Here is a 20,210-nt window from a genome sequence, read left to right as displayed (position 1 = left end):
GGCCGCCGCCGATCCCCGGGGAAGAAGGGGATGGGTGGCGGTGCCCGACCGGTTCCGGTGCGGTAGTGCTACAGGGCGACGGCGAGCAGCCGCTGGTCGGTCTCGACGGTGTCGAGGTACCGCATCGCCTGCTCGAGGTAGGTCACCCGGTGGGTGAGGGCGTCGCTCGCGGGTGCGAGTTTGTGCCCGTCCGGCGTGAGCAGGGCGTCGCCGCACACGGCGGTGGTGGCGCTGTAGTGCTGGTAGGCCATCGGGCCTGCCTGGAACATCTCCAGCTCCCCCACGGCGAGGTGGGCGGCGCCGTAGCTGGCCGCGTTGTGCATCCGCATCGCGTTGACGCGGGGTTGGTGGTGGAAGTCCGCCTCGGCCCGCTCGCGCGGGTAGCGGGCGGGGTCCGCCAGGTGGCGGGCCAGCAGGGTCGGCCACGGGGTGGCCGGCCGGGTGCCGTGCACGACCTGCTGCCACAGTTGATGGCGGATGCCGGCGCCGACGCCGGCGGCGTGGCGCATGGCGGCGAGGTCGAGCAGCTTGACCGGTCCGCCGGCGCAGTACACCGGGCGTCCCTTGCGGGGCGCGACGAGGTGGCCGCGCTGCCACAGCCACATGTCCGGGGTGGCCCAGAAGCGGGGCTGCAGGGTGCCGGACACGCCGAAGTGCCGGTCGAGCTGGGTGGCGGTGAGGGCTTGCGACGGCAGGCCGTCGGGCAGGCAGACGATCATGGTGTTGATCGTCGCGGTCGCCGTGACCACCGGGGTGGTGGCGGCCGTGGTGCTGGCGGTGGTGGTTGCCGCGGGGGCGGTCGTGCGGCCCTTGCGGGGCGTCACCGTCGGCACGCGGGTGCCGTAGCGGCTCAGGGGAGTCGCGGCACCGTTGGTTGCGGTCATCTGGGATTCCTCCTTCGGCTGGCCGCGCTGTGGGCGCGCGGAAGTGGCCGGCCCACCGGGTGCATGGGTCGGCTCACGGGGCGAACAGTGGGTGGAGCGGGGTGGTGCTGGTGGTGCGGTGCGACCTGGGGGTCGCCGCGTGGCGCGGGCGCCGACCGGCCGAAGAGGCGGGTGGGCGGAGCGCACCGTGGGGTGCGGCGGTGGTTCCCGAGGTGGGACCGGACCGGGTGGAGCGATATGTGGGTGAAGGTGGTGCCGATGAAGGTAGCGGGCGGATCTGTCAGCGCCGGCAACCGTCATGATCGTCAGCAGTGCGGTTGACCTGCACTGTCAGACGCTTGCCCGATTCTGCGACCGGTTGGCGGCGAGATTGTGAGACTTCGCCGGCCTTACAACCGCTCTGCATGCGTGGTCAGCCGAAGCTGCACGTTTCACGACTCTCGTCGGGGTGCTGAGCTCTCAGCTGCCCGCAGGCGGGATGTCTCCTGGCAACAGCAGCCGGAGTTGCTCGGATGTCGGTGCCGGTATGTCGGCGAGCCGCTCAGCTTGCCGTTCGATCATGGCGCCGAACAGCTTCCGTGCGCCTCGCCCATTGCCGAAGTCCGGTTCGTGGACGGCCTCGGTGAGCCGCTCCAGCAGGGCTGCGCTGGTCGCCTTCGTCAGGTCGTACCCGTGCTGGCCGGCCAGCACGGAGACGATGGCGAGCAGTTCGTCGGGGGTGTAGTCGACGAACTCGATGGTCTTGGTGAATCGTGAAGCAAGGCCGGGGTTGGTGGCCAGGAACCCTTCCATCTCGGCGGGGTACCCGGCGACGATCACCACTACCTGGTCCCGGTAGTCCTCGATCAGCTTGACCAGGGTGTCGATTGCCTCCAAGCCGAGATCTGAGCTGGTGCCGAACTGGCGGGCGAGCGTGTAGGCCTCGTCCACGAAGAGCACGCCGCCAAGCGCCCGCTCGAACACCGCGGAGGTTTTCAGGGCGGTGCTGCCCAGGTATTCACCCACCAGGTCGACCCGGGCCACCTCGACGACCTGCCCTTTCGACAGTATGCCGAGCTGGGCGAGCAGCCGCCCGTAGATGCGCGCGACAGTCGTCTTGCCGGTCCCCGGCGGACCGGTGAAGACGAGATGCCGACTGAGTGGCGGTACCGGCAGGTTGGCACGCCGCCGCTGCTCATTCACCCGGATCAGGTGGACCAGAGTTCGTACCTCGCGTTTGACCGCTGCCAGTCCGATCATGGCGTCCAGTTCCGCCAGCGCTACATTGACGCTGGTAGCGGCATCGGCAAAGCGACCGCCGTCGGCGTGATCCGGATCATCGTCACGGTCGGTGCCGGCCGCCGAACCAGTCGGCTCGTGCGGGTTCTCGTGCGGATGGGGAGCGCGTACCGACACGAGCGGTTGGTCAGCACCCCGCACCGGTTCGCCGGCGATGTTGACGAACTCGCACCCGTCGACCAGCACCGGAGCGTCGGAATCCACCTGGATGCCGTCCCCGCCGCAGTCGCGCACCACTCCTGCCCGCATGTCCAGCCGGGACTGATCCCGCAGCACCACTCCTGAACCAGTCGTGCCGGCGACCATGCAGCGGTCGAGGCGCACGCTGGCCTGACCCGTCCCGACCACACCGACAACGCCGCCGGAGACCGTCGCGTCAGTGAGGCTGATCGAGATCTTCTCGGCTCCGACCACGCCCGCTGGCGCATCCTCTACCCGCACCGTCGTGCCGGTGAGCCGGCCGGAGCCCTCAGCGGCTATCCCGCTTTGTGACGCGCCCCGAACAGTGGCGCCCTCGATGCGGACGTCCGCGTCAACGGCGCCATCGAGCACGATCCCACCCTCGCCGCCGGTGACCGTTAGGTCGGTGAAGGTCGGGCCACCGCCCTGCACCCGCACGCCGTACCGGGCCGGGTTCTCGATCTGGACGTTTGCGTACCGGCCGGCCGCGGCCTGGATCAGCAGTGCGTCGTCCCGTGCACCCCGCAGCACTCCACCGTTCATCTCTGGTGTTGCTCCGTTGACCGCGGCGACAGCGGGTAGTCGGCTGGCGGTCACGCTGCAATCGGAGAACGTGCCCTGCGCGCCGTTGACGTAGATCCCATTGCGGCCAACCCGTTCAATTAGACAACGGCGGACGTCTGGCTCGGCGCCGCCGGAGACCTCGACGCCGCAACCCTCCAGGTCCGTCAGCTCGCAGTCCTCGACCACTCCACCGGCCGATCCGCTGAACTGCAGCCCGCTGCCCCGGCCGCCCGAGATCCGGCACCGGCGTACCGTCGGGCGGGAGCGGCCACTCGCCACCACGGCTGTTTGCCGTACGCCGATGAACTGACTGTCTTCTACCGTGCCGCGCCCGCCCTCGAACGCCTCGAAACCCTGACCGACACTCTGCACATGGCAGTGCCGCATGACCGGTTGGCTATCGCGTTTGGACAGCACGGCGTACTCGTCGAAGTCCCACAACCGGCAGTGTTCGACGACTCCGCCGGAGTCGATGAAGGCCACGCCACGGCGCATCCCATGGAAATGGCAGTTGCGCAGGTGGGCGGCACCCCGCTCGCTGATGACGGCGTTGGCCGCCTGCCCGGTGACGGTGCATGATTCCAGGGTCAGAGCTCCCCCGACCACCGAGGCGGTCGCTGGCGCATCGGAATTCCACGTCCGCAAAACGAGACCCTGCAGCGTGGCTTCCGCACCCTCGCAGTAGAACGCAGGTGCGGCGTCGCGGTTCTCCACTGTGACTCCGCCGGGCGCAGCCGCACGGATAGTGACGTCCTTCCCGCGCACTGCGATCTGCCCGTCGTAACGGCCCGGCTCCACCACGATCAGTGCGCCGTGAGGGGCAGCCGCTACCGCCAGGGCGATTCCGCGGTACGTGTTCGGCCGGGTCAGCGACACGACAAGTGTCGGTACCCCCATCGACCCCGCCTTCCCTGCGATCAATCCACCGCCAGGTAAGGCGATAGACACGCCGGAAGCATAGATCTGTTACGCCACCGGCCAGTCGCGCCGGGCGGCGTCCACGCCCTTCACCGGGCGGTATCAGCCCGAATCCGTACTTCCGGTGATCGTCTGACGTGAGCAGGGGGCGGCCCATTACCCCGCCCCCTTCACGCTGTCAGCGTCTCGTCTGGGTGTTACGACATTTGTCCGGCGCGGTCGACAATGGTGACACTTAAGACCACTGCGGATCGGGCCGGCCCAGCGGCGTTGTCCGCCTTGGGTACGACCTGCCAGCCGAGGAACCGGTAGGTCTGTGGTTCGAAGATGAGGTCGTACCGGTCGATATCCCCGATGAGCGACACTGCGGTGCCGGAGCGGCCTGCCGCGTCGGTCATGCTGGGGGAGGCGACCACCCCGGAGATCTTCGTCGCCGCCTCGTAGAGGGCGGCCCGTGACTGTGCGGGCAGGTATCCGCGGATCAGCTCTTCCAGGTTGGCGAAGGTCCGTTCGTCGCTCGATGCGGTGCCGCCACTTGTTTGCCGCAGGTATTTGAGCATGGTGGTGGCGTCGGTCGGGAGGTTGTTCGGGTAGGCCGGGGTTGGCGTGCATGCCCGGGTGGACTTCAGCAGGCTGCCGTCCGGTGCCCATTCCGCGGCGCGTCCGTTGCGGCAACCGGGAATCACCGTCGACTGCCTGCCGCCGGGCGGTGGGTCGCTGACCCAGATGAGGCTGTCGCGGGTGCCATCGACGGACGTCCAGGAGCGGGTGAGGGTGGCCGCGAGCTGCTTCTGTCCGACGACAGGGCCGTAGTTCATCGTGGTGGTCAGAATGAACTGGTCGGCGCGAGGAGCCGGAGTCTGGTCGGCCCGAGCGGCGTCAGCGGCACGATGAAGGATTTCCGCTGCCTGAGCGCTGGCGGCAGGTGGCTCCCCATTGATGCTGATCGCCGAGCCGATAAGAAGCGCGAGCACCCCGGTGGTGGCCGCAGCACCGACGGTGGCGAGTCTCCAGGACTGCCTTGATACTGATCGCGTTGATCCAGCGATCATGCGATCAACCCGCCCCCGCAAGTGAGGCGGCGGCTCCGCTGGTGCGAGCAGGCCTCGGACTTGGTTGATCATCTGTTGGTCGTTCACGTCGTCTCCTCTACTGCCCGCGTCGGGTCGTCACCGCCGAGCGCGCTGCTGACTTTGCGTCGGGCACGGTTGAGCCGTGACCTGACCGTTCCCACGGGGACGCCGAGCGCGAGGGCGGTCTCGTCGTAGGTGAGCCCGCCCCACGCGATGAGCAGCAGGACGTCGCGATCTCTGGCCGGTAGGTCGGACAGAGCCCGGGCCAGTGGTGCCCGCAGCGCGTGGGCCGCCGCGCCGGCTACCGCCCGTTCCGCCAGATCGGGTACGACCTCGACCGGGTCGTATCGAGCCATAGCGCGGTAGTGCGCTCTCTCACGGCGCCGATAGTGGGAGATCTCCTTGGTTAGGATCCCGAACAGCCACGGCCGGGCATCTACCCGAGAGGTGTCGTAGCGCTGACGGCGTCGGAAAGCGATCAAGAACGTCTCGGACACCACGTCGTCGACTGCATCGGGCCCCACCCGGCCATGCGCGTAGCGGTACAGGGCCTTCGCATGCCGGTCGTAGAGGACCGTGAACAGGCGATGATCCGCCAGAGAGGCCCTCACATACCAGGCATCCGGCTCCTGGCCGGCGACAAGCCGCTGCTCAACTAGCATGTACCGCAACCTGATCGGCTCGTCTCATCCCAGCCCGCCTCCAGACGTTTGCCTTCTCACACTTGTATCGCCACCTAGGCCCCGTCGAGTTCACGCGCCGAGGTCACTAACGTCATCAAGCTCTGGATCGCGCGTTCACCTCGTACGCCGTCGGCTTAGAGCAGCAACGGACCCAGCCTCATGCGCGCGTCGCCAGCACGCCCACCAGCGGCTGGGTCCTTCGTGCGCAACGCGCCTTTGCCCGAGCCGTACTGGACGGCGGCGTCGCCGTGGCTGATATCCGCCTGTGCATCGTCGGCGGTCTGCTGGTCATCGTCACGGTGGTTCCTGCCGCCTGGCCGCAGCCAACCCGACTCGCCAGCGACGGCGACGGCGACGGCGACTTCGAGGTGGCAGCGAGCACGGTCGAGGCGTCGATCGCAAGCCCGGGTCGACCGCGACGCCACCCGGGTCCTGACCATCAACCCAGATTGGACATCCGGAGCGCTCGACCGGATGCGCGGCCGGCTGATCAATGCCGGCGGGCCCGCAGACATTCTCACGACCAGCCAGCCGTCTGGTCGCGATGACAAAGCTGACTTCGCACAGGTTCGGCGGCAGCAGCCGGTATAGACCGGGCGAAGGGTCGACGGTCGGCTTGGCGGCTGGCGTACCCCGGGCTTTGAAGCCGTCCGTCCCGGCGCCGAATGTCGCTTACGGCTGTAAGTCGAGGCCGTTGGGGTCATCTCCGTTGGTGGGGAAGCGGTGCGGGTTGGTGGCCGGGTTGTCCGGGCCGTGGTCGGAGGGAAGTTCGTGTAGCCAGCGGCGCTGGCCGGGGTCGGTGGTGAGGGTCCAGGCGGGTCCGGCGGGGTGTTCACCGTGGAGGCCGGTGGCGATGGGCATGGCGGTGGGCACTCCGGCGAGGGCGTCGAGGAGGTGTTGTTCGCGGCGGCGGCCGGGGACGCGCAGCAGCACCGGGTAGCGCGGCCCGTAGGTGGCGAGCTGCTCGTAGCCGCGTAGCTTGCGCAGCACGGTGCCGAGGGGTTCGGTGGCGTTGTCGTGTTCGAGGAAGAACCCGACGGTGCGCCCGTCGGCGTGCCAGATGCCGTGCCCGTCGGGCTGGACACCGGTTCCGCTGCCGGCGGCGTAGGAAGCGGCGGCGAAGGCGGCCGTGGTGTGCTGTTCCGACCACCAGCGCGCCAGCCGGGCGTGCTCGTGGGTGCGGGCGTAGCCGATGAGATCGATGAACAGCTGGTTTGTGCCGAGCAGGTGGGCCAGGCGGCGACTGCCGATGATGCGTTCGGTGCGGTCGATGCTGGTCCGCGGGGCGCGGGCGCCGGCCTGGTTCGGGTCGTTGAACTGGGTGGGGTGGACCACGGCGCCGAGCGGGCCGAGGGTGTAGAGGTACTGGCCGCTGCCGGTGGTGACGTCGACGAACCGGCTGACCGCCTCCACCTGGTGCAACTGGGCGAGGCGCAGCCGGGCTGCGCGAAGCGAGGTGAACAGGGCCGCCGCGACCTGGTCGGTGGACAGCACGTAATGCTCGGCGAGCCACCGCAGCAGCTGATGGTCGCGGACGGTCAGACGACGAAGCCGGTCAAGACGAGCCAGACGAGACGAGGAACGGGAGGCCGAAGAAGAAGCGGAGGACGAGCGAGAAGGGGAGTTGTTGGCGGGCACGGTGGATGCTCCAGGCGGAAGAGGAGTCCCTCCGAGGGGAGGGTGTCTGAGTTCGGTGAGGTGGTCACCGAGAGCTGGTGACGGCCGGTGAGCGGCACTGACAGACCCGTACGGCCGGATCTGTCAGTGCCGCGTGGTGATCGGTGGTGAAGGGCTGGTGAAGCCCTCACGGAAGGGGTGACCGGGACGCGGGCGACTCCGGTCGACGGGTCTGTCGATCTCGCTTCAGCCGCCCTTCGGCGTTCAGGCGTTCGCCTTGGGGCCGCTCTTGCCCCGGGGACGGCGGTTGTCGTCGGGTCGGGCCGAGAACCGGTCGACGAGGTCGTCGATCGCGCTGGTGTCCTGCGCCGGCACCGCCTGCGCCGCGGCCTGCCGGATCACCGTCGCCTCGCCCACGACCGGCTTCGGCGGCCGGGTCTTGAGGGTGAACGCCGGCGTCTGCCGCCCACCGACGACGAGGCGCCCGACGGCGGTGTAGGCGTCGAGGTGGGTCAGGTCGTGCTCGTCGAGTTCGGGCAGAGTGTGTCGGGCGAGGACGCGGGCGTCCTCAGGGGCGACGGAGAAGTACAGCTTGTTGCGGGCGTTCGCCGACGCCGCCGCCAGGAGGTCTTTCGGGAACTGGGCGAGATCTTGGTGCGCGAGGACCATCGACAGCCGGTACTTGCGCGCCTCCGCCAACATCGAGTCCAGGCTGTTGGCGAGGGTCAGGAAGTTCTGACACTCGTCGATGATCAACGTGGCGTCGCGGCGTTTGTCCGCCGGCACGGCGGCGCGGGCGGTCGCGGCCTGCCACACCTGTGCCAGGACGAGGGAGCCGAGCAGCTTGCTGGTGTCCTCGCCCAGCTGGCCCTTCGGGATGCGTACCAGCAGCGCCCCACCGTCGAGGACTTTGCCCATGTCGAAGCTGGAGCGGGGGTAGCGCATGGTGCGCTTGACGAAGTCGCGCAGTAGGAACGCCCGCAGCCGGGCCAGGACGGGGCCGATGACCTGGGAGCGTAAGGCCGGGTTGAGCTGGTCGTACCACTGCCAGAACCCGGACAGGCCGGCCGGGTCGTCTAGGCCGACGGTCATCGCCGATCGGAACTGGGCGGAGTTGAGCAGGGGCGGGATGTGTTGGAGGGTGACGTTGGCGTGCCGCAGCAGGGTCAGGCAGGCCACCCGCATGACGTCGTCCATTCGGGGCCCCCACGCCTTGGCGAAGATGTTCCCGAAGATCGACACGAGGTTGTCGACGACCAGGTCGGGGTCGGTGCCGGACAGCGGGTTGAGGGTGGGCGGGTTGGGCTGGTCGGGGTCGAACAGCACCACCCGCCCGGCGACGCTGGCGGGGAGCCGGTCGAGGATGTCGAGGACCATGTCGCCGTGCGGGTCGATGACCACGGTGCCCCGGCCGGCTTTGATGTCCTCGACGGCCATGTTGACCAGCAGGGTGGTCTTTCCGGAGCCCGTCGATCCGACCACATGCATGTGATACCTCGCATCCGGCACGGACAGGGCCACCGCGTGGCCACCGACTTCGGCGTCGCCGAGGACCTTCATCCCTCGGCCGCCGATCGGCACCGCCACCGGGGCGGGCATGGATTTCGCCCGCGCCCGGTCCAGCCCCGGAACGGCCAGATCCCGCGGCAGGGCGGCGAGGACGGCCAGTTCGGGGGTGGAGGCCAGGAACCCTGCTCCGAGCCGCCGTGTGACCAGCACGGTCACCGGCTGCGCCATCCGCGCCCGGTGTGCGAGCCGGTTGCGGCCGGCGTACACGGCGAACGACGAGGCGACCGCGTCCGCGATGCCCCGTAGCCTCGGGTAGGGGTCGCTGCCGGCGCGGTGCGTGTTCTTGGCGACCGAGTAGCGGATGCCGGTCGTCCACAGCGGGTGGGCGGTCTTGTCGAGGATCGCCCGCACGTCGCGCTCCACGCCGGGGTCCCGGCGGCCGGCCGGCTGGCCGCCGCTCCGGGTGGTGGTGCGGCCGGGAAGGAACGCCTCGATCAGCCACAGCAGCGGCGCGGCGGGATTGATGGCCGGTATGGCGGTCTTGCCGTCGCGCAGCCTGCCCGCCGCGCGGCGGGCTCGTGCGGCGCGGCGTGGGGTGGCGGGGCGGGTGAGGACCTGTACACAGGCGTACTCGTCCGGCTTGAGCTGCGACCCGGCGGACATCAGCGCCCGTAGCGGGTCGTTGTCGTGGTCGGTGTTGATCGGCAGCCACTCGGCCGCGGTCGGCAGAAGGTGCCCGCCGACGGCGGCCGGCACGTCGAGTGGGATCGGTGGCGGCGCCGGGTCGGTGGTGCAGGCGGCGCCGGGCCAGGCGGCCCTCACGGCGGCCTCGACCGCGCCGTGCGGCACCGTGCCGGGCACCCAGATGCTGATGAGCAGTTGCCGGCCGGTCCAGGTGTACTGCCACACCACGTGCGGGCTGCCGTACCGCAGCCGGTGTCGGCGCGACGGGGTGAGCGTGCCGTGCAGGTTCGCCCACAGCGCGGCGGCGCTGTGCGGGTCGACCTCCGGCGGTGGGGCGACCGTGACGAGGCGGGCGCCGTCGGCGTGGCGGCGGTGCCGCCACCCGTCGAGCAGGTTGCGCCCGGCGACGTAGACGACGAGCAGGGCGGCGGCGACGCCGAGCAGCCACGGCCGGTCTACCGCCCACTGCGCGGCGTGCAGAACCCAGCGCGTGGACGCGCTCGGCGGGGGAATGACACCGGCGCCCGGCCCGGAAGGGCCGGGCGCCGGGGACCCGACAAGGGGTGGTGTCACAGATCCTCCTCTGCGTCGTCGGGGTCGAGGTCGGCGAGGTCGGACGGCTTCGTGGTCGCGAGAAGGTGTTCGGCCTGCGAGGAGATCGACTCGAACGCGGTCCGGTTCGTGCCGGAGATCAGCAGGCCGTGTCCGACCCGGGCCGCGAGCAGCATCCGCCGTTCCCCGGCGGTCAGGCCGAACGCGTCGGCGACCTGGTCGATGGCCTGCGGGGCCTGCTTGAGCAGCACCTGCGTGGCCGCATTCGAGACGACGGCGTGGCCGAGGTCGGTGCCGAGCACGTCGGCGACGTCCTGGGTGATGACCGACAGGCCAGCGTTGCGCTTCCGGCCGGCCTTGGACATCTTGAACAGGAACCGGGCGCCTTCACCGTCGCGCATCAGCAGCCACGCCTCGTCCACCACGACGAGGCGGCGGGTGGTCAGATGGGCCCGACCGGGTGCGTCTACTGACCGCCAGATCGAGTCGAGTGCGAGCAGCGTGCCAACGGTGCGCAGTTCGTCCGGCAGGTGCCGCAGGCTCCAGACGACCAGATGCCCGTCCGGGCGGGTCGTGGTCGGTGAGTCGAACAGGTCCGAGAACGAGCCAGCCACCCACGGCGCCAGCCGGGCAGCCAACTCGTGGGCGGCGGCGTTGTCGTCGGCCCGCAGTGTCGCGGCCAGATCCTTCAGCAGCGGCGCGGGCCGGTGGTGGGTGGCCGGGTCGGCGGTGATGCCCGCCTGCCGGTAGACGGCGAGGATCGCCCGGTCCAGGGCGGCGCGTTCGGCGGGCGGCGGCAGCTGCCCCAGCAGCACCGCGATGAGGGTGTGCAGGAACAGGCCGCGGCGGGTGAGCACGTCCGGGCGGGGGTCCCCGGCCGGCAGATCCAGGGGGTTGATCTTCACGCCGGGTGCACCGAGCCGCACGATGGTGCCGCCGACCGCGTCGGCCAACCGGAGGTATTCGTCCTCGGGGTCGACGACGGCGACCTGGACCCCCTGGTACAGGTTGCGGAGCACGTCGAGCTTCACGAAGTAGGACTTGCCGGCGCCGGAGCGGGCGAGGACGACGCTGTTGTGGTTCTCCTGCGCCCACCGGTCCCACCAGACGATGCCCTGGGAGTCCGGGTTGACCCCGTACAGCACCCCACCGGTGGTGGCCGGGTCGCCGGGCAGCGGCGCGGGCAGGTCCGCCGACGCGAGAGGGAACGCGGCGGCGAGGGCCTGGGTGTCCATGGTGCGGCGCATCTGCAGGCTGTCGGTGGCTAGCGGCAGGGTGGTGGTCCAGCCGGGCAGGTGTCGCCACGTCGCTGGCTGTACCTCGATCAGGGTGGACGCGGCGGCGGCCTTCACCTGCGCACACGCCTCGAGGAGTTCCGCCTCGGTGCGGGCGTGCACGGTCAGGTACAAGCCGACGCGGAACAGCTTCGCCGCACCCCGGGCGAGGCGTTCGGCGAGGTCGGCGGCGTCGTCGGCGGCGGCCTCCACGTACGGGTCGGCCAGCTTCCCCTTCTGCTCGTCCGCCCGGCGGGACGACTCGAACCGGGCCCGCTGGTTCCGCAGCCGCGACGCCGCCACCGGCGCAGGGATCGGGTCGATGTGCAACGCGAGGTCCAGCCGGCCCGGCCACGACAGCAACGGCTCCAGCCACGCCGGCCCGACCTCGGCCGGGTAGCCGGTGACCACCAGGGTGGCGGCGTAGCCGTCTCCGACTCGCAGGAACCGCGGCGTCACCTCCACCGAGGCCGGAGCTACCGTCGCCGCGAGTCCTACGGACGGCGGGCTGGTGCTGTCGTCGTTCGGGGTGCGTCGGCGCTTGACAGTGATCATGATGTCCTCCTGGTGCGTGGCCTCCTCGCCGGAGGCGCGGTGATGGTGGTGTCGGGTGCGGCGAGGCCGCCGGGGCGGGGCGGCCGGTAGGGGTCGGCCGCGGCGGCCAGGGCGGCGGTCGTCGCGTGGCCGTCCAGGGCGCGGGTGGTGACGCCCAGCCCGGACAGCGACCGGACCGTCTGGTCGGCGCGGCGCCGGGCGGCGTGCTCGCTCCGTTCACCGCTGATGGTGCGGGTGACGATGAGGACCTGCCGGCGCAGAGGGTCCCGCCGCTCGGCGAGGTCGTCGAGGAACCGGGCGTGGTCGGCCGCCGCGTCCGCGAGAGCCGGGTGCGGCATCTCGTCCGCCGCGTGGGCGAGGGTGCGGGCGGCGGAGTGCAGGTCGACCGGCTGCGCCGACACCACGATCTGCGTCGGCGTGGACAGGCTGTTGAGCCACCGGCCGAAGGTGTCGACCAGAGCGGCCTGCTCGTCGGCGGTGCGCAAAGCGAGGTTGACGCTGGTCGCCGCGACCATCGCCGCCTTCACACCGCCGAGGCTGATCTCCCCGTGGTCATCGATGGCGTCGGCAGGCAACTTCAACGGCGCCGGCAGCATCACCTTCGAGGCCGGGACCTCCACCCATTCGGGTGTCCTCGCGGTCGTGTCGGTAGTGGACAGAGCACGTGGTGCCCGGCAGTGACGGACCGCGGAGGCCAGCCATACGTCCATAGGCAGTCCGTCGCGGCGGCCGACCGCGAGGCCGAACACCAGGCCGCCGAGGACGACCGCGGCGCCGAGCAGCAACGGGGCGGGCACGATCGCGTGGAGGGCGCGCCAAGCGCCGTAAAGGATGACGGCGGCGACGGCGAGGATCGCGAGTTGCCGGAACGTCAGCCCGTAGAGCACCTTGTCCGGCGCGTCCACGTCGGCGGGCATGCGGGCGGTGACGGCCTGTTCGTCACGGCGGTCGCGGCTCATCGTCGCACCGCCCCCAGGCCGGGGATGCGTAGCCCGCGGGTGAGCTGCTGCACCACGACGACCCGCACGACCGCGCCGATCGGGTTGCCGCCACGCCCGCCTCCGCCGCTGGTGGCGTAGCGGCGCATCAGCCCCGGCACCTTGAGCGTGGTCCACAGCAGGACCATCACGACGAACAGGTTGAGCACCCCACCCGGTTCGACCGGCAGGCCCAGCAGCGGCAGCATGGTGCTGGTGTCCAGCAGCATCCACTGGCCGGCGAACAGCACGAACGCCTGCACCACCGGGGTCGCCAGCATGGCGACGTACGACCGCCACCACATGCGGGCCACACCGTCGGTCTGCGGCAGGGCGTGACACGCCAGCGCGATCGGCGCGACCGCGGTGAGCACCAGCGCGACCGCGAAGCGGACGATCACACTGCAGGCGGTGGCGGCGAGCAGGAACACGATGATCGCCAGGCAGACGACGAACAGCAGACCGGCGGTCTGGTCACGCGCGGCTATCAGGTGGGTCTTGACGGCGTCGAGGGCCCCGTCGCCGTTGAAGTCCTGCGCGGTCAGGGCGGTGGTGAACGCGTTGGCGAACTCGATGAGCTTGCCGGCGATCAGTTGGGAGAAGTGGGCGGTGACGAACCCGACGACGCACCGCGGCAGGAGATCCTTGGCGGTGTAGCGGGCACGTTCGTCGCCGCCGGCGACCATGGTGAGGACGCCAGCGGCGACGAACGCCAGGACGAAGACGGTGTCGACGACCCAGATCGACCGTCCGGTGAGGGCCTGCACCTGCGGCAGGCTGGTGACGTCCGGGGTGATCAGCAGCGCGTGGGTGATCGCGGTGATGAGCCCGTTCAGGCAGTCCAGCAGCAGGCCGGCGAACCAGTCGAGGATCTGGTTGAGCGCCCAGGCCATCGTCAGCCTCCGACGATTCCCTGGACGACCTCCAGCAGGACGGGCGCGAGCACGGCCAGGCCATAGCCGATCAGGGCGTTCTTCAGTGCGCCCTTGGCCTTGTCGACCTGGGCCGGGTCGCCGCCGGCGGTGGCCCAGTACACCCCGGCTAGGACCAGGAACAGGGTGGCGACGGCGGCCAGGATGCCCATCACCCAGGTCTGCAGGTTGGCGATGACGGTGGGCAGGTCGTTGGCGGCCAGGACGACCGGGCCGCCGGGGTCGGCGTAAGCGGCGGCGGGCACGGCCAGCATCCCGAGGACAGCCGCGGCGACCCGGGCGACGAGGCGAAGCGCGCGGGTCGTCATCGGTGCGTGGGAGAGGGCGGTGGTCAGGGCACGGGAACGTGCCAACAGCGGGCGGAACATGATGGCTGCACCTCCCGCCCCGGCTCGCGCCGGGGCGATTCGTCGAAACGGTGGGCGGATAGCCGCCGCCGGGCTCGGGAGACACACGTCGGCCGGGAACCGTGGTGAACCTCGGGAGGAGCTCGTCCTCCCGTTCGGGTTGGCGATGATCGATGAGGTGTCAGCGCATCAACGTGGCGCGGCACCCGAGGCACCCGGTCCCGTGCCGACCCGGCCTCCCGGCCCGGCGGCGGGCGGAATCAACCCCTTGCGTGACGCCGTGGTGGCGTCGGAGGAGTTCCGCACCCTCAAACCGGCGTTTGTGAGCTGTGGCGAACACCTGCCGATCCCACAGCGCTCCGACACGACCTCACAGACCTCTGACAGCCCTGGTCAGCGGCCTGTCCGACGATCATGCCGCTGGTGGCGGACCTCGCCGTCGGCGTCGGCGCCGGAATCTCACAGCTGCCGAATCAACACCCCGTCGGCGCCGCTGTCAGATCCCTGGGAGATCCGTTAGGCCCGCTTGGCAGCGGCCACGGCGGGTCTCCCCGTACCGGGGTTGGGCCGGTCGCAGCGGTGAGAAGTGGCAGGTTCGTCACACGCGCTCGCGGGCCCGACCAGATGGTCGGGCCCGCGACCGGAGAGCCTGCGGGATGGTCGGCGGTCAGGCGGCCGCCAGCGTCACCTGCGCCACAGGATGCCGTGCGCTGCCGCCGCGGGCGGCCCGGATGTGCTGCCGTCGCTCGGCCGCCGCGGCGAGGTCCTCCCGCACCCGCGGTGAGGTCACCTCGGTGAGCATCCCGGCGGCCAGCGCGTCGGCGATGCGGATGTCGATGCGCTCAACACGTCGCCGCAGCGTGTCGACCTCCAGGCCGAGGCGGGCGGCGATGGGTTCGATGGCCCGGTGGCCCAGCCGCACGTCGATGTAGGGCTGCTCATCGCACTCGTCGACGATGCCCAACTCGACCGCCCGGCGTACGAGGAGGTCCGGATGCCCGTAGGGCCGCTTCGGGGTGCGGGGGCCGGTGACGTGTTCGAGGTTGTCCACCGGCACGGCCTCGGCGCCGTCACGTTGCCGCAGCTCGTGGCCGGCCCGCCACGCCGCCATGCACAGCGCCGCGTACGGCGCCGGTTTGGCCAGGTCGACCCGGTCGCGTAGGGCGGCCAGGAAGCCGGTGAGGATCTCGGCGTCCAGGTCGTGGGCGTCGCCGGCCCAGCCGGTGTGCAGCCGGCCGGCGTAGCGGCGCAGCGCGGGCATCGCCAGGGCGACCGCGGCAATGACCCAGGCGGGCCCGTCGAGGCGGGCGCGGCGGATTAGCTCCCGCCACACCACGTCACGCACCGTGTAGGCGCGGGGATGTTCCAGCAGCCACTGCCGCAACGCCGGCAGCGCGATGACACCGCCGGGTAGACCGGTGTCATCGCCGACCTGGCCGGCCAGCGGATCGAGGTCCAGTGACAACGGGTCGGGGTCGCAGGTCAGGTCGGCGAACGCGGTGTCCACGGCGTCCAGAGGCGAGTCGGGCCAGTCGGTGGCGGAGGCGGTCATGTCACGAACTCCCATGTCAGAGACGAATGTCGATGACGGGCCGGAGCTGTAGAGCCGGCGCGCCTGACCGCCATTGCGCCACCCGGGTCTCACAGACCCCTGACGGCGCAGGCTGCGCAGGCATGGACACCGGGTCGACGGCCTCAGCCGCCCCGCGGCCACCGCTCACTGATGATCAACGTCGGCGTGCGTCATCGTTCTGACAAAGCCACGTTGACCTGCCCGTTGACACGAACGGAGACAGCGGAGGCGGCGGCGTCCGGCCGGTGAGGACGCGGCATCGCCGCGCGAGCCTGACGACGCCTCCCGGCTGGTCTCACAGCGCCTGACAGTGCCTCACGGCGCAACGTGTCAGACCGTGACCGGCTGGACGGCCCGCCAGTTGTCGGCGTCCACCGGGCACCGCCCCGTCGGGGTGCCGGCTGACAGCGTCTGTCCGGCAGGCCACGACGGCCTAACAGGCCGCCGTCCGAATGACAGACCCGGAGCCGGTGCGCTCGGTGACACCGCTGCCGTCGGGGAAAGCCGGACAGCGGTCTGACAATGCCGGCCAGCGCCCTGTGTCATCGGCGTGCGTCGTTGTCATGGTCGGGGTGGTCGTGACCCTGGGTGTCTGACAGAGCTGGGTTGATTGTGGGCTCTGACAGTCTCCTGACGCTGATTCGGTCCTGTGGGGCCGGCGTCTGCGAGGGCGTCCCGAGCGGCCGGGTCAGCCATGCGGACGGGAACCTGCTGTCAGACATTCGTGAGATCACCGTGAGATCGGCAGGTGTTGGCCACAGCTCACAAACACCGGTTTGAGGGTGTCAGCGCACCACGGCGCGGCGCGGAGCCGACACCACATGAGCGAGCACACGCCGCATCATCACAACCCGCATCCCGATCCCACCGTCGACACCGGCCCTTGGGCCGAGGTCGACCCGACACCGACCGACCTGGTCGCCGGCGACCCGCCGGTACCGCTCACTGTCTGGCGCACCGCCCGCACCCCGGGAGACGCTGGACGCAGCATCGGCACCCGACTGGCCGGCCGCCTCATCAGCGCCTACAGCCGCCCCGGCGAGGCGGTCGTCGACCTCACCACCGACCACGCCCTCATCCAGGCCTGCGCGGCCGGGGCGCGCCGCCACCATCCGGCGTGGTTCACCGACGCGTCCAGCCTGATCATCGGCCCGGCCACTGCGGTCCCGCCCGCCGGCACCACCGGCGGCGCGGAACCGGGCGAGGAGGATGGCCTGCCCGAGATGGGCGCCTGGTTCGGTGACGATCTCACCGACCCGCAGCTGCACTCACCGGCCGACACGGTAGCCGACCTGCCACCCGGCGGCTCCCTGCAGGCAGCGACCAGTCTCGTGGTCGCCTGCTGGCCCCTGCACGGCAGCGCCGCCGCCAACCGGGTGCGGCTGGCGTGGCTGCTTGCCGCCTGCGCCGCGTTGCTGCAACCGGGCGGCTGCCTGATCCTCGTCGTCACCGTCCCGGCCGGCACCACCGCCGGCCCGGAGGACTTCTCCGGCGTGGTCCAGGCCGCCGCCGGCGTCGGACTGGGCTACCTGCAGCACCTCGTCGCCGTCACCGCCGACACCGACGGGGACGCGTTCGTCTACCACGTCACCGACGAGGAACTGCTCACCCTCACCACCGCCGTCGACCAGCGGTGGCAGGTGGCGCACCTGCGTGTCCACGCGGACCTGATGGTGTTCAGCCAGGTCCAGAGCCAGCGCCACGCCCCGTCTCGACGGGGCGGGCGCGAGGGAGGTGGTCGCCGTGGCTAAGCACCGCGCAGACGCCGCAACGGCCGAGCCCGACGAGCAGAGGACAGCGACTGCCGCCACGAGCATCGACCCGGTCGGACGCCATCGGGCTGCTCCCGGCCCGGAGGGCCTGTCGGTGTGGGCGACCGCGCAGGCCACCGGACCGGTCCAGCGCCGAGGCCGGTACGTACGCGAGTCCGTGCAGCACCCGGCGCGGATGCTCCCGGCGATCGCCGCGCACGCCGTCACCGCCTACACCACACCCGGGGATCTGGTGCTCGACCCGATGTGTGGGATCGGCACCACCCTGGTCGAGGCGATCCACGCCGGCCGGGACGCGATCGGGGTGGAGTACGAGTCACGGTGGTCCGACATCGCCGACGCCAACATCAAGCACGCCCACACCCAGGGCGCGACCGGCCGGGCAGGCGTCATCCGCGGCGACGCCACCAGCCTCCTGTCGCTGGTGCCGGCGGCCCTGACCGGCCAGGTCGCCCTCGTCGTGACCTCGCCGCCGTACGGGCCGACCGTGCACGGCTTGGTCCGGCCCGGCGCCGACGGCGTGGCCAAGTTCGACAACGCCTACAACGACGGCACCGACCGCGGGAACCTCGCCTACCGCGACCTCACCGGACTCGCCGACGGGTTCGCCCAGATCCTCGTCGGCTGCCACACCCTCCTCCGCCCCGGTGGAGTCGTCGTGGTCACCGCCCGGCCGTGGCGGAAGCACGGCGAACTGGTCGATCTCCCGTCGGCCGTCATCGGCGCGGGCATCCGGGCCGGCCTCACCCCCGTCGACCGGTGCGTGGCGCTGCTCGCCGCCGTTCGCGACGGCGGGCTCGTCGCCCGGCCGTCGTTCTTTCAACTCCAAGCCGTACGCAAGGCACGGGCGGCCGGCACCCCCATGCACCTGATCGCGCACGAAGACGTCCTCGTGTTCATTAAGGGCCAGAAGTCCTGAAGTCCAGGCGGACCTAAGTGTTCGCGCGGCGAATCCGGGTAGCCGGTGGGCTCATCATGTCATCGGCGCACCCGGGCGCGCACCCACCTGAGAGGTCGGTGAAGTGCGTTGAGCTCGGAGGTGCACAGTGGATGGGCGAACTCCTTTGATCGGACGGGCTACGCTCACGCTCACTCGAAATCGATGGGGGCGCTCGTGGCCAAGTGGGCCGACTATCAAGTCATGACGACCATCGCCAAGAAGATCGGCGGACCGCGCGCGCTTATCCTCGCGGTTGCCGCCGGAGGTGCTCTCGCCTACAAGGGTGGCGAGGTTGGCGTAAAGGCCGTCGTCAGGACAAGTAGGTCCATAAGGCGAACGCTCGACGCGCGCGCCGAAGCCGCAGCCAAGTCGCGGGTTTACCGCGTCGTCGAGGCCGCCGACGCCGGCGGGGGCCTGACGCTCCGGACCGGCGACGAGTTCCGTGTGCTTGCTCGCGACGACGACGCGATCCTCATCGAGGTCGTGAGCAGTACGCAGAATCCGTGGTACGTGTCGGACGCGCTGCTCGCCGCCATCTCGGACTTCACGCTCTAAGGCGAGCAAGCCCTAGTTGGGAAAGAGCTCGTCGCGTGGGCAGTGGCACGAGATTGTCGAGCGGGCGACTGTTACCGGCGATGGTGATCCGTCGCTTGGCGAGATCGGCGTAGTCGAGGTGCAGTGTGCGGATCTGGCCCGGTCCCGCGGCGTGGAAGGCCGCTAGGACCAGGCAGAGCCTGGCCACTGCTTACCGGGCATCAGGGCGGTGCTGCCCCCAGTGCTTCTCGATCCAGGCCACTTGTCCGCGGTCCAGCTTTGTCGCAAGCGGCCGGCCATGCAGAGGTGCGTAGCCCGGATACGTGAGCAGTTCCTCCCGCAGGCTGATAGTCAGGGTGTGCGGGTCCACGGCAATATCGCCTTGATCAAAGAGCCGGTGGACATCCCGTCTCAGCAGCAGACCGCCGTCGTCGTGGTGCTGGCCAACCGCTGCATAGCTGTACAGATGCGCCGCTTCGAGTGCTGCGACGGGACCGGGCCCGGTGAAGGCACATACGGGCCCCTGCGTCGCGAGCAGGCGTTCCCTGAACCCGCCCTGCCCGACGCGAACGCGCACCCTTGCCTGGCGGTGCCCACCCGGACGCGATTGCACCCATGGGGTCGCCTCGTCGAGGAATGCCACGCCCCGCGCCTTGCCAACGGTGCGCAGTTCGTCAGTAAATGCGTCCCAACGCAGCGGCCGCATGCTGAGCTGCGACTTGGGGGAAACACATAGGCTGCGCAGGGTTTGCCCGTCGAGGCAGCGTCCGAGATCAACCCAGTTGGCGTCATGACGCGACCTGAAGGTTTCAACACGTTCAACGCGCGTCGAAGCGACGTCGAAGGTGTCAGAGCACGGGAAACACCTGAACCGGGGCGATTCACGTTTGCGTCTCTTGATGTTCGCCCCGTTGCAGTAAGGGCACCGGTAGAGGATCTTCTCTGCCCAGCCCGTCTCGATCTCCTCGATTACGGAGGCGCCAATGACCGCTTCCTTGTCCCAGAGGACGATCCGATCGCCGATAGCTACGGTCCGGGCGTTCGGAACGGTGTCGTCCCAGCTGTAGTGAACGTCGGGGTCGTCGTCGTAGCCGTCATTGCCCCCATGCTGTCGATCCGTACCGACAGCCAGCATCAGCCACGCCTTCGGCGGACCATCAGCCATGGTCACGGTTCGCCTCCCCTTCGCGTCCACCGGGAAGCAACGTAGCGGGTGAGTGCGACACCATGAAGAGCGCTAGGCAGTGTCTTCAAAGGATCATGGTGTCGGATGATGTAGGGCGTGGGTCGTCGCTATGAGTTGTCTGACGTTGAGTGGGATGCGTTGTCGCGGTATCTGCCGTCGGTGGTGACTGGTGGTCGGC

At 70.3% G+C, this 20,210-nt stretch carries 15 protein-coding genes; 3 read left to right on the top strand and 12 right to left on the bottom strand.

Translation table 11 applies throughout. The annotated features are described in order from the left end of the window. Positions 1-68: 68 nt before the first annotated feature. The 11 genes from ABGB10_RS26565 to ABGB10_RS26515 all read right to left on the bottom strand — a co-directional run bounded on the left by ABGB10_RS26565 (position 69) and on the right by ABGB10_RS26515 (position 15,579). On the bottom strand, positions 69-884 hold the full coding sequence (locus ABGB10_RS26565; protein WP_347663693.1) for a hypothetical protein: 816 nt from the start codon (positions 882-884) through the stop codon (positions 69-71). A 459-nt stretch (positions 885-1,343) separates the two neighbouring features. Beyond that, positions 1,344-3,782 carry a right-handed parallel beta-helix repeat-containing protein gene (locus ABGB10_RS26560; protein WP_347663692.1) on the bottom strand — a complete coding sequence of 813 codons (2,439 nt, stop codon included), beginning with the start codon at positions 3,780-3,782 and terminating at the stop codon, positions 1,344-1,346. A gap of 239 nt (positions 3,783-4,021) precedes the next feature. Continuing rightward, positions 4,022-4,948, bottom strand: coding sequence for a CU044_5270 family protein (locus ABGB10_RS26555; protein WP_347663787.1), 927 nt, complete (start codon positions 4,946-4,948; stop codon positions 4,022-4,024). An 11-nt stretch (positions 4,949-4,959) separates the two neighbouring features. After that, on the bottom strand, positions 4,960-5,559 hold the full coding sequence (locus ABGB10_RS26550; RefSeq protein WP_347663691.1) for an RNA polymerase sigma factor: 600 nt from the start codon (positions 5,557-5,559) through the stop codon (positions 4,960-4,962). A 693-nt stretch (positions 5,560-6,252) separates the two neighbouring features. Then, positions 6,253-7,149: a replication-relaxation family protein gene (locus tag ABGB10_RS26545; RefSeq protein ID WP_347663786.1), complete on the bottom strand. Its 897-nt coding sequence runs from the start codon at positions 7,147-7,149 to the stop codon at positions 6,253-6,255. Positions 7,150-7,461: 312 nt separating this feature from the next. Continuing rightward, positions 7,462-9,963 carry a DUF87 domain-containing protein gene (locus ABGB10_RS26540; protein ID WP_347663690.1) on the bottom strand — a complete coding sequence of 834 codons (2,502 nt, stop codon included), beginning with the start codon at positions 9,961-9,963 and terminating at the stop codon, positions 7,462-7,464. Continuing rightward, on the bottom strand, positions 9,960-11,771 hold the full coding sequence (locus ABGB10_RS26535; RefSeq protein ID WP_347663689.1) for an ATP-binding protein: 1,812 nt from the start codon (positions 11,769-11,771) through the stop codon (positions 9,960-9,962). The genes ABGB10_RS26540 and ABGB10_RS26535 overlap by 4 nt, the downstream gene beginning before the upstream one ends. Beyond that, on the bottom strand, positions 11,768-12,730 hold the full coding sequence (locus ABGB10_RS26530) for a PrgI family protein (RefSeq protein ID WP_347663687.1): 963 nt from the start codon (positions 12,728-12,730) through the stop codon (positions 11,768-11,770). The genes ABGB10_RS26535 and ABGB10_RS26530 overlap by 4 nt, the downstream gene beginning before the upstream one ends. Further along, entirely contained in the window at positions 12,727-13,641 is a 915-nt protein-coding gene (locus ABGB10_RS26525) for a conjugal transfer protein TrbL family protein (RefSeq protein ID WP_347663686.1), read from the bottom strand. The genes ABGB10_RS26530 and ABGB10_RS26525 overlap by 4 nt, the downstream gene beginning before the upstream one ends. Before the next feature lie 2 nt (positions 13,642-13,643). After that, positions 13,644-13,988: a pilin gene (locus ABGB10_RS26520; RefSeq protein ID WP_347663785.1), complete on the bottom strand. Its 345-nt coding sequence runs from the start codon at positions 13,986-13,988 to the stop codon at positions 13,644-13,646. A 706-nt stretch (positions 13,989-14,694) separates the two neighbouring features. Continuing rightward, positions 14,695-15,579: a hypothetical protein gene (locus ABGB10_RS26515; RefSeq protein ID WP_347663685.1), complete on the bottom strand. Its 885-nt coding sequence runs from the start codon at positions 15,577-15,579 to the stop codon at positions 14,695-14,697. 842 nt (positions 15,580-16,421) lie between these two features. Between ABGB10_RS26515 and ABGB10_RS26510 the strand changes: the two genes are divergently transcribed. The 3 genes from ABGB10_RS26510 (at position 16,422) to ABGB10_RS26500 (ending at position 18,867) form a co-directional block, all read left to right on the top strand. Beyond that, positions 16,422-17,351 carry a hypothetical protein gene (locus ABGB10_RS26510; RefSeq protein WP_347663684.1) on the top strand — a complete coding sequence of 310 codons (930 nt, stop codon included), beginning with the start codon at positions 16,422-16,424 and terminating at the stop codon, positions 17,349-17,351. 64 nt (positions 17,352-17,415) lie between these two features. Further along, on the top strand, positions 17,416-18,291 hold the full coding sequence (locus tag ABGB10_RS26505; protein ID WP_347663784.1) for a DNA methyltransferase: 876 nt from the start codon (positions 17,416-17,418) through the stop codon (positions 18,289-18,291). A 222-nt stretch (positions 18,292-18,513) separates the two neighbouring features. Further along, positions 18,514-18,867 carry a hypothetical protein gene (locus ABGB10_RS26500; RefSeq protein ID WP_347663683.1) on the top strand — a complete coding sequence of 118 codons (354 nt, stop codon included), beginning with the start codon at positions 18,514-18,516 and terminating at the stop codon, positions 18,865-18,867. A gap of 190 nt (positions 18,868-19,057) precedes the next feature. On the opposite strand, the gene ABGB10_RS26495 is transcribed toward ABGB10_RS26500, so the two are convergent. Beyond that, on the bottom strand, positions 19,058-20,011 hold the full coding sequence (locus tag ABGB10_RS26495; RefSeq protein WP_347663783.1) for an HNH endonuclease signature motif containing protein: 954 nt from the start codon (positions 20,009-20,011) through the stop codon (positions 19,058-19,060). Between the last annotated feature and the right edge of the window lie 199 nt (positions 20,012-20,210).

Origin of the sequence: Micromonospora sp. B9E7 (assembly GCF_039871815.1) — a bacterium.
In the GTDB taxonomy this organism is placed as follows: Bacteria; Actinomycetota; Actinomycetes; order Mycobacteriales; family Micromonosporaceae; genus Micromonospora.
The sequence above is the reverse complement of the archived record's forward strand: the minus strand, read 5'-3'. Positions and strand labels throughout refer to the sequence as shown.

What these genes read in the sequence shown, in the direction of transcription:
- ABGB10_RS26535 (WP_347663689.1), bottom strand. Translation starts at nt 11,771, where the DNA reads ATGATCACTGTCAAGCGCCGACGCACCCCGAACGACGACAGCACCAGC.
- ABGB10_RS26530 (WP_347663687.1), bottom strand. Translation starts at nt 12,730, where the DNA reads ATGAGCCGCGACCGCCGTGACGAACAGGCCGTCACCGCCCGCATGCCC.
- ABGB10_RS26500 (WP_347663683.1), top strand. Translation starts at nt 18,514, where the DNA reads ATGACGACCATCGCCAAGAAGATCGGCGGACCGCGCGCGCTTATCCTC.
- ABGB10_RS26525 (WP_347663686.1), bottom strand. Translation starts at nt 13,641, where the DNA reads ATGGCCTGGGCGCTCAACCAGATCCTCGACTGGTTCGCCGGCCTGCTG.
- ABGB10_RS26555 (WP_347663787.1), bottom strand. Translation starts at nt 4,948, where the DNA reads ATGATCAACCAAGTCCGAGGCCTGCTCGCACCAGCGGAGCCGCCGCCT.
- ABGB10_RS26520 (WP_347663785.1), bottom strand. Translation starts at nt 13,988, where the DNA reads ATGACGACCCGCGCGCTTCGCCTCGTCGCCCGGGTCGCCGCGGCTGTC.
- ABGB10_RS26550 (WP_347663691.1), bottom strand. Translation starts at nt 5,559, where the DNA reads ATGCTAGTTGAGCAGCGGCTTGTCGCCGGCCAGGAGCCGGATGCCTGG.
- ABGB10_RS26510 (WP_347663684.1), top strand. Translation starts at nt 16,422, where the DNA reads ATGAGCGAGCACACGCCGCATCATCACAACCCGCATCCCGATCCCACC.
- ABGB10_RS26565 (WP_347663693.1), bottom strand. Translation starts at nt 884, where the DNA reads ATGACCGCAACCAACGGTGCCGCGACTCCCCTGAGCCGCTACGGCACC.
- ABGB10_RS26515 (WP_347663685.1), bottom strand. Translation starts at nt 15,579, where the DNA reads ATGACCGCCTCCGCCACCGACTGGCCCGACTCGCCTCTGGACGCCGTG.
- ABGB10_RS26495 (WP_347663783.1), bottom strand. Translation starts at nt 20,011, where the DNA reads ATGGCTGATGGTCCGCCGAAGGCGTGGCTGATGCTGGCTGTCGGTACG.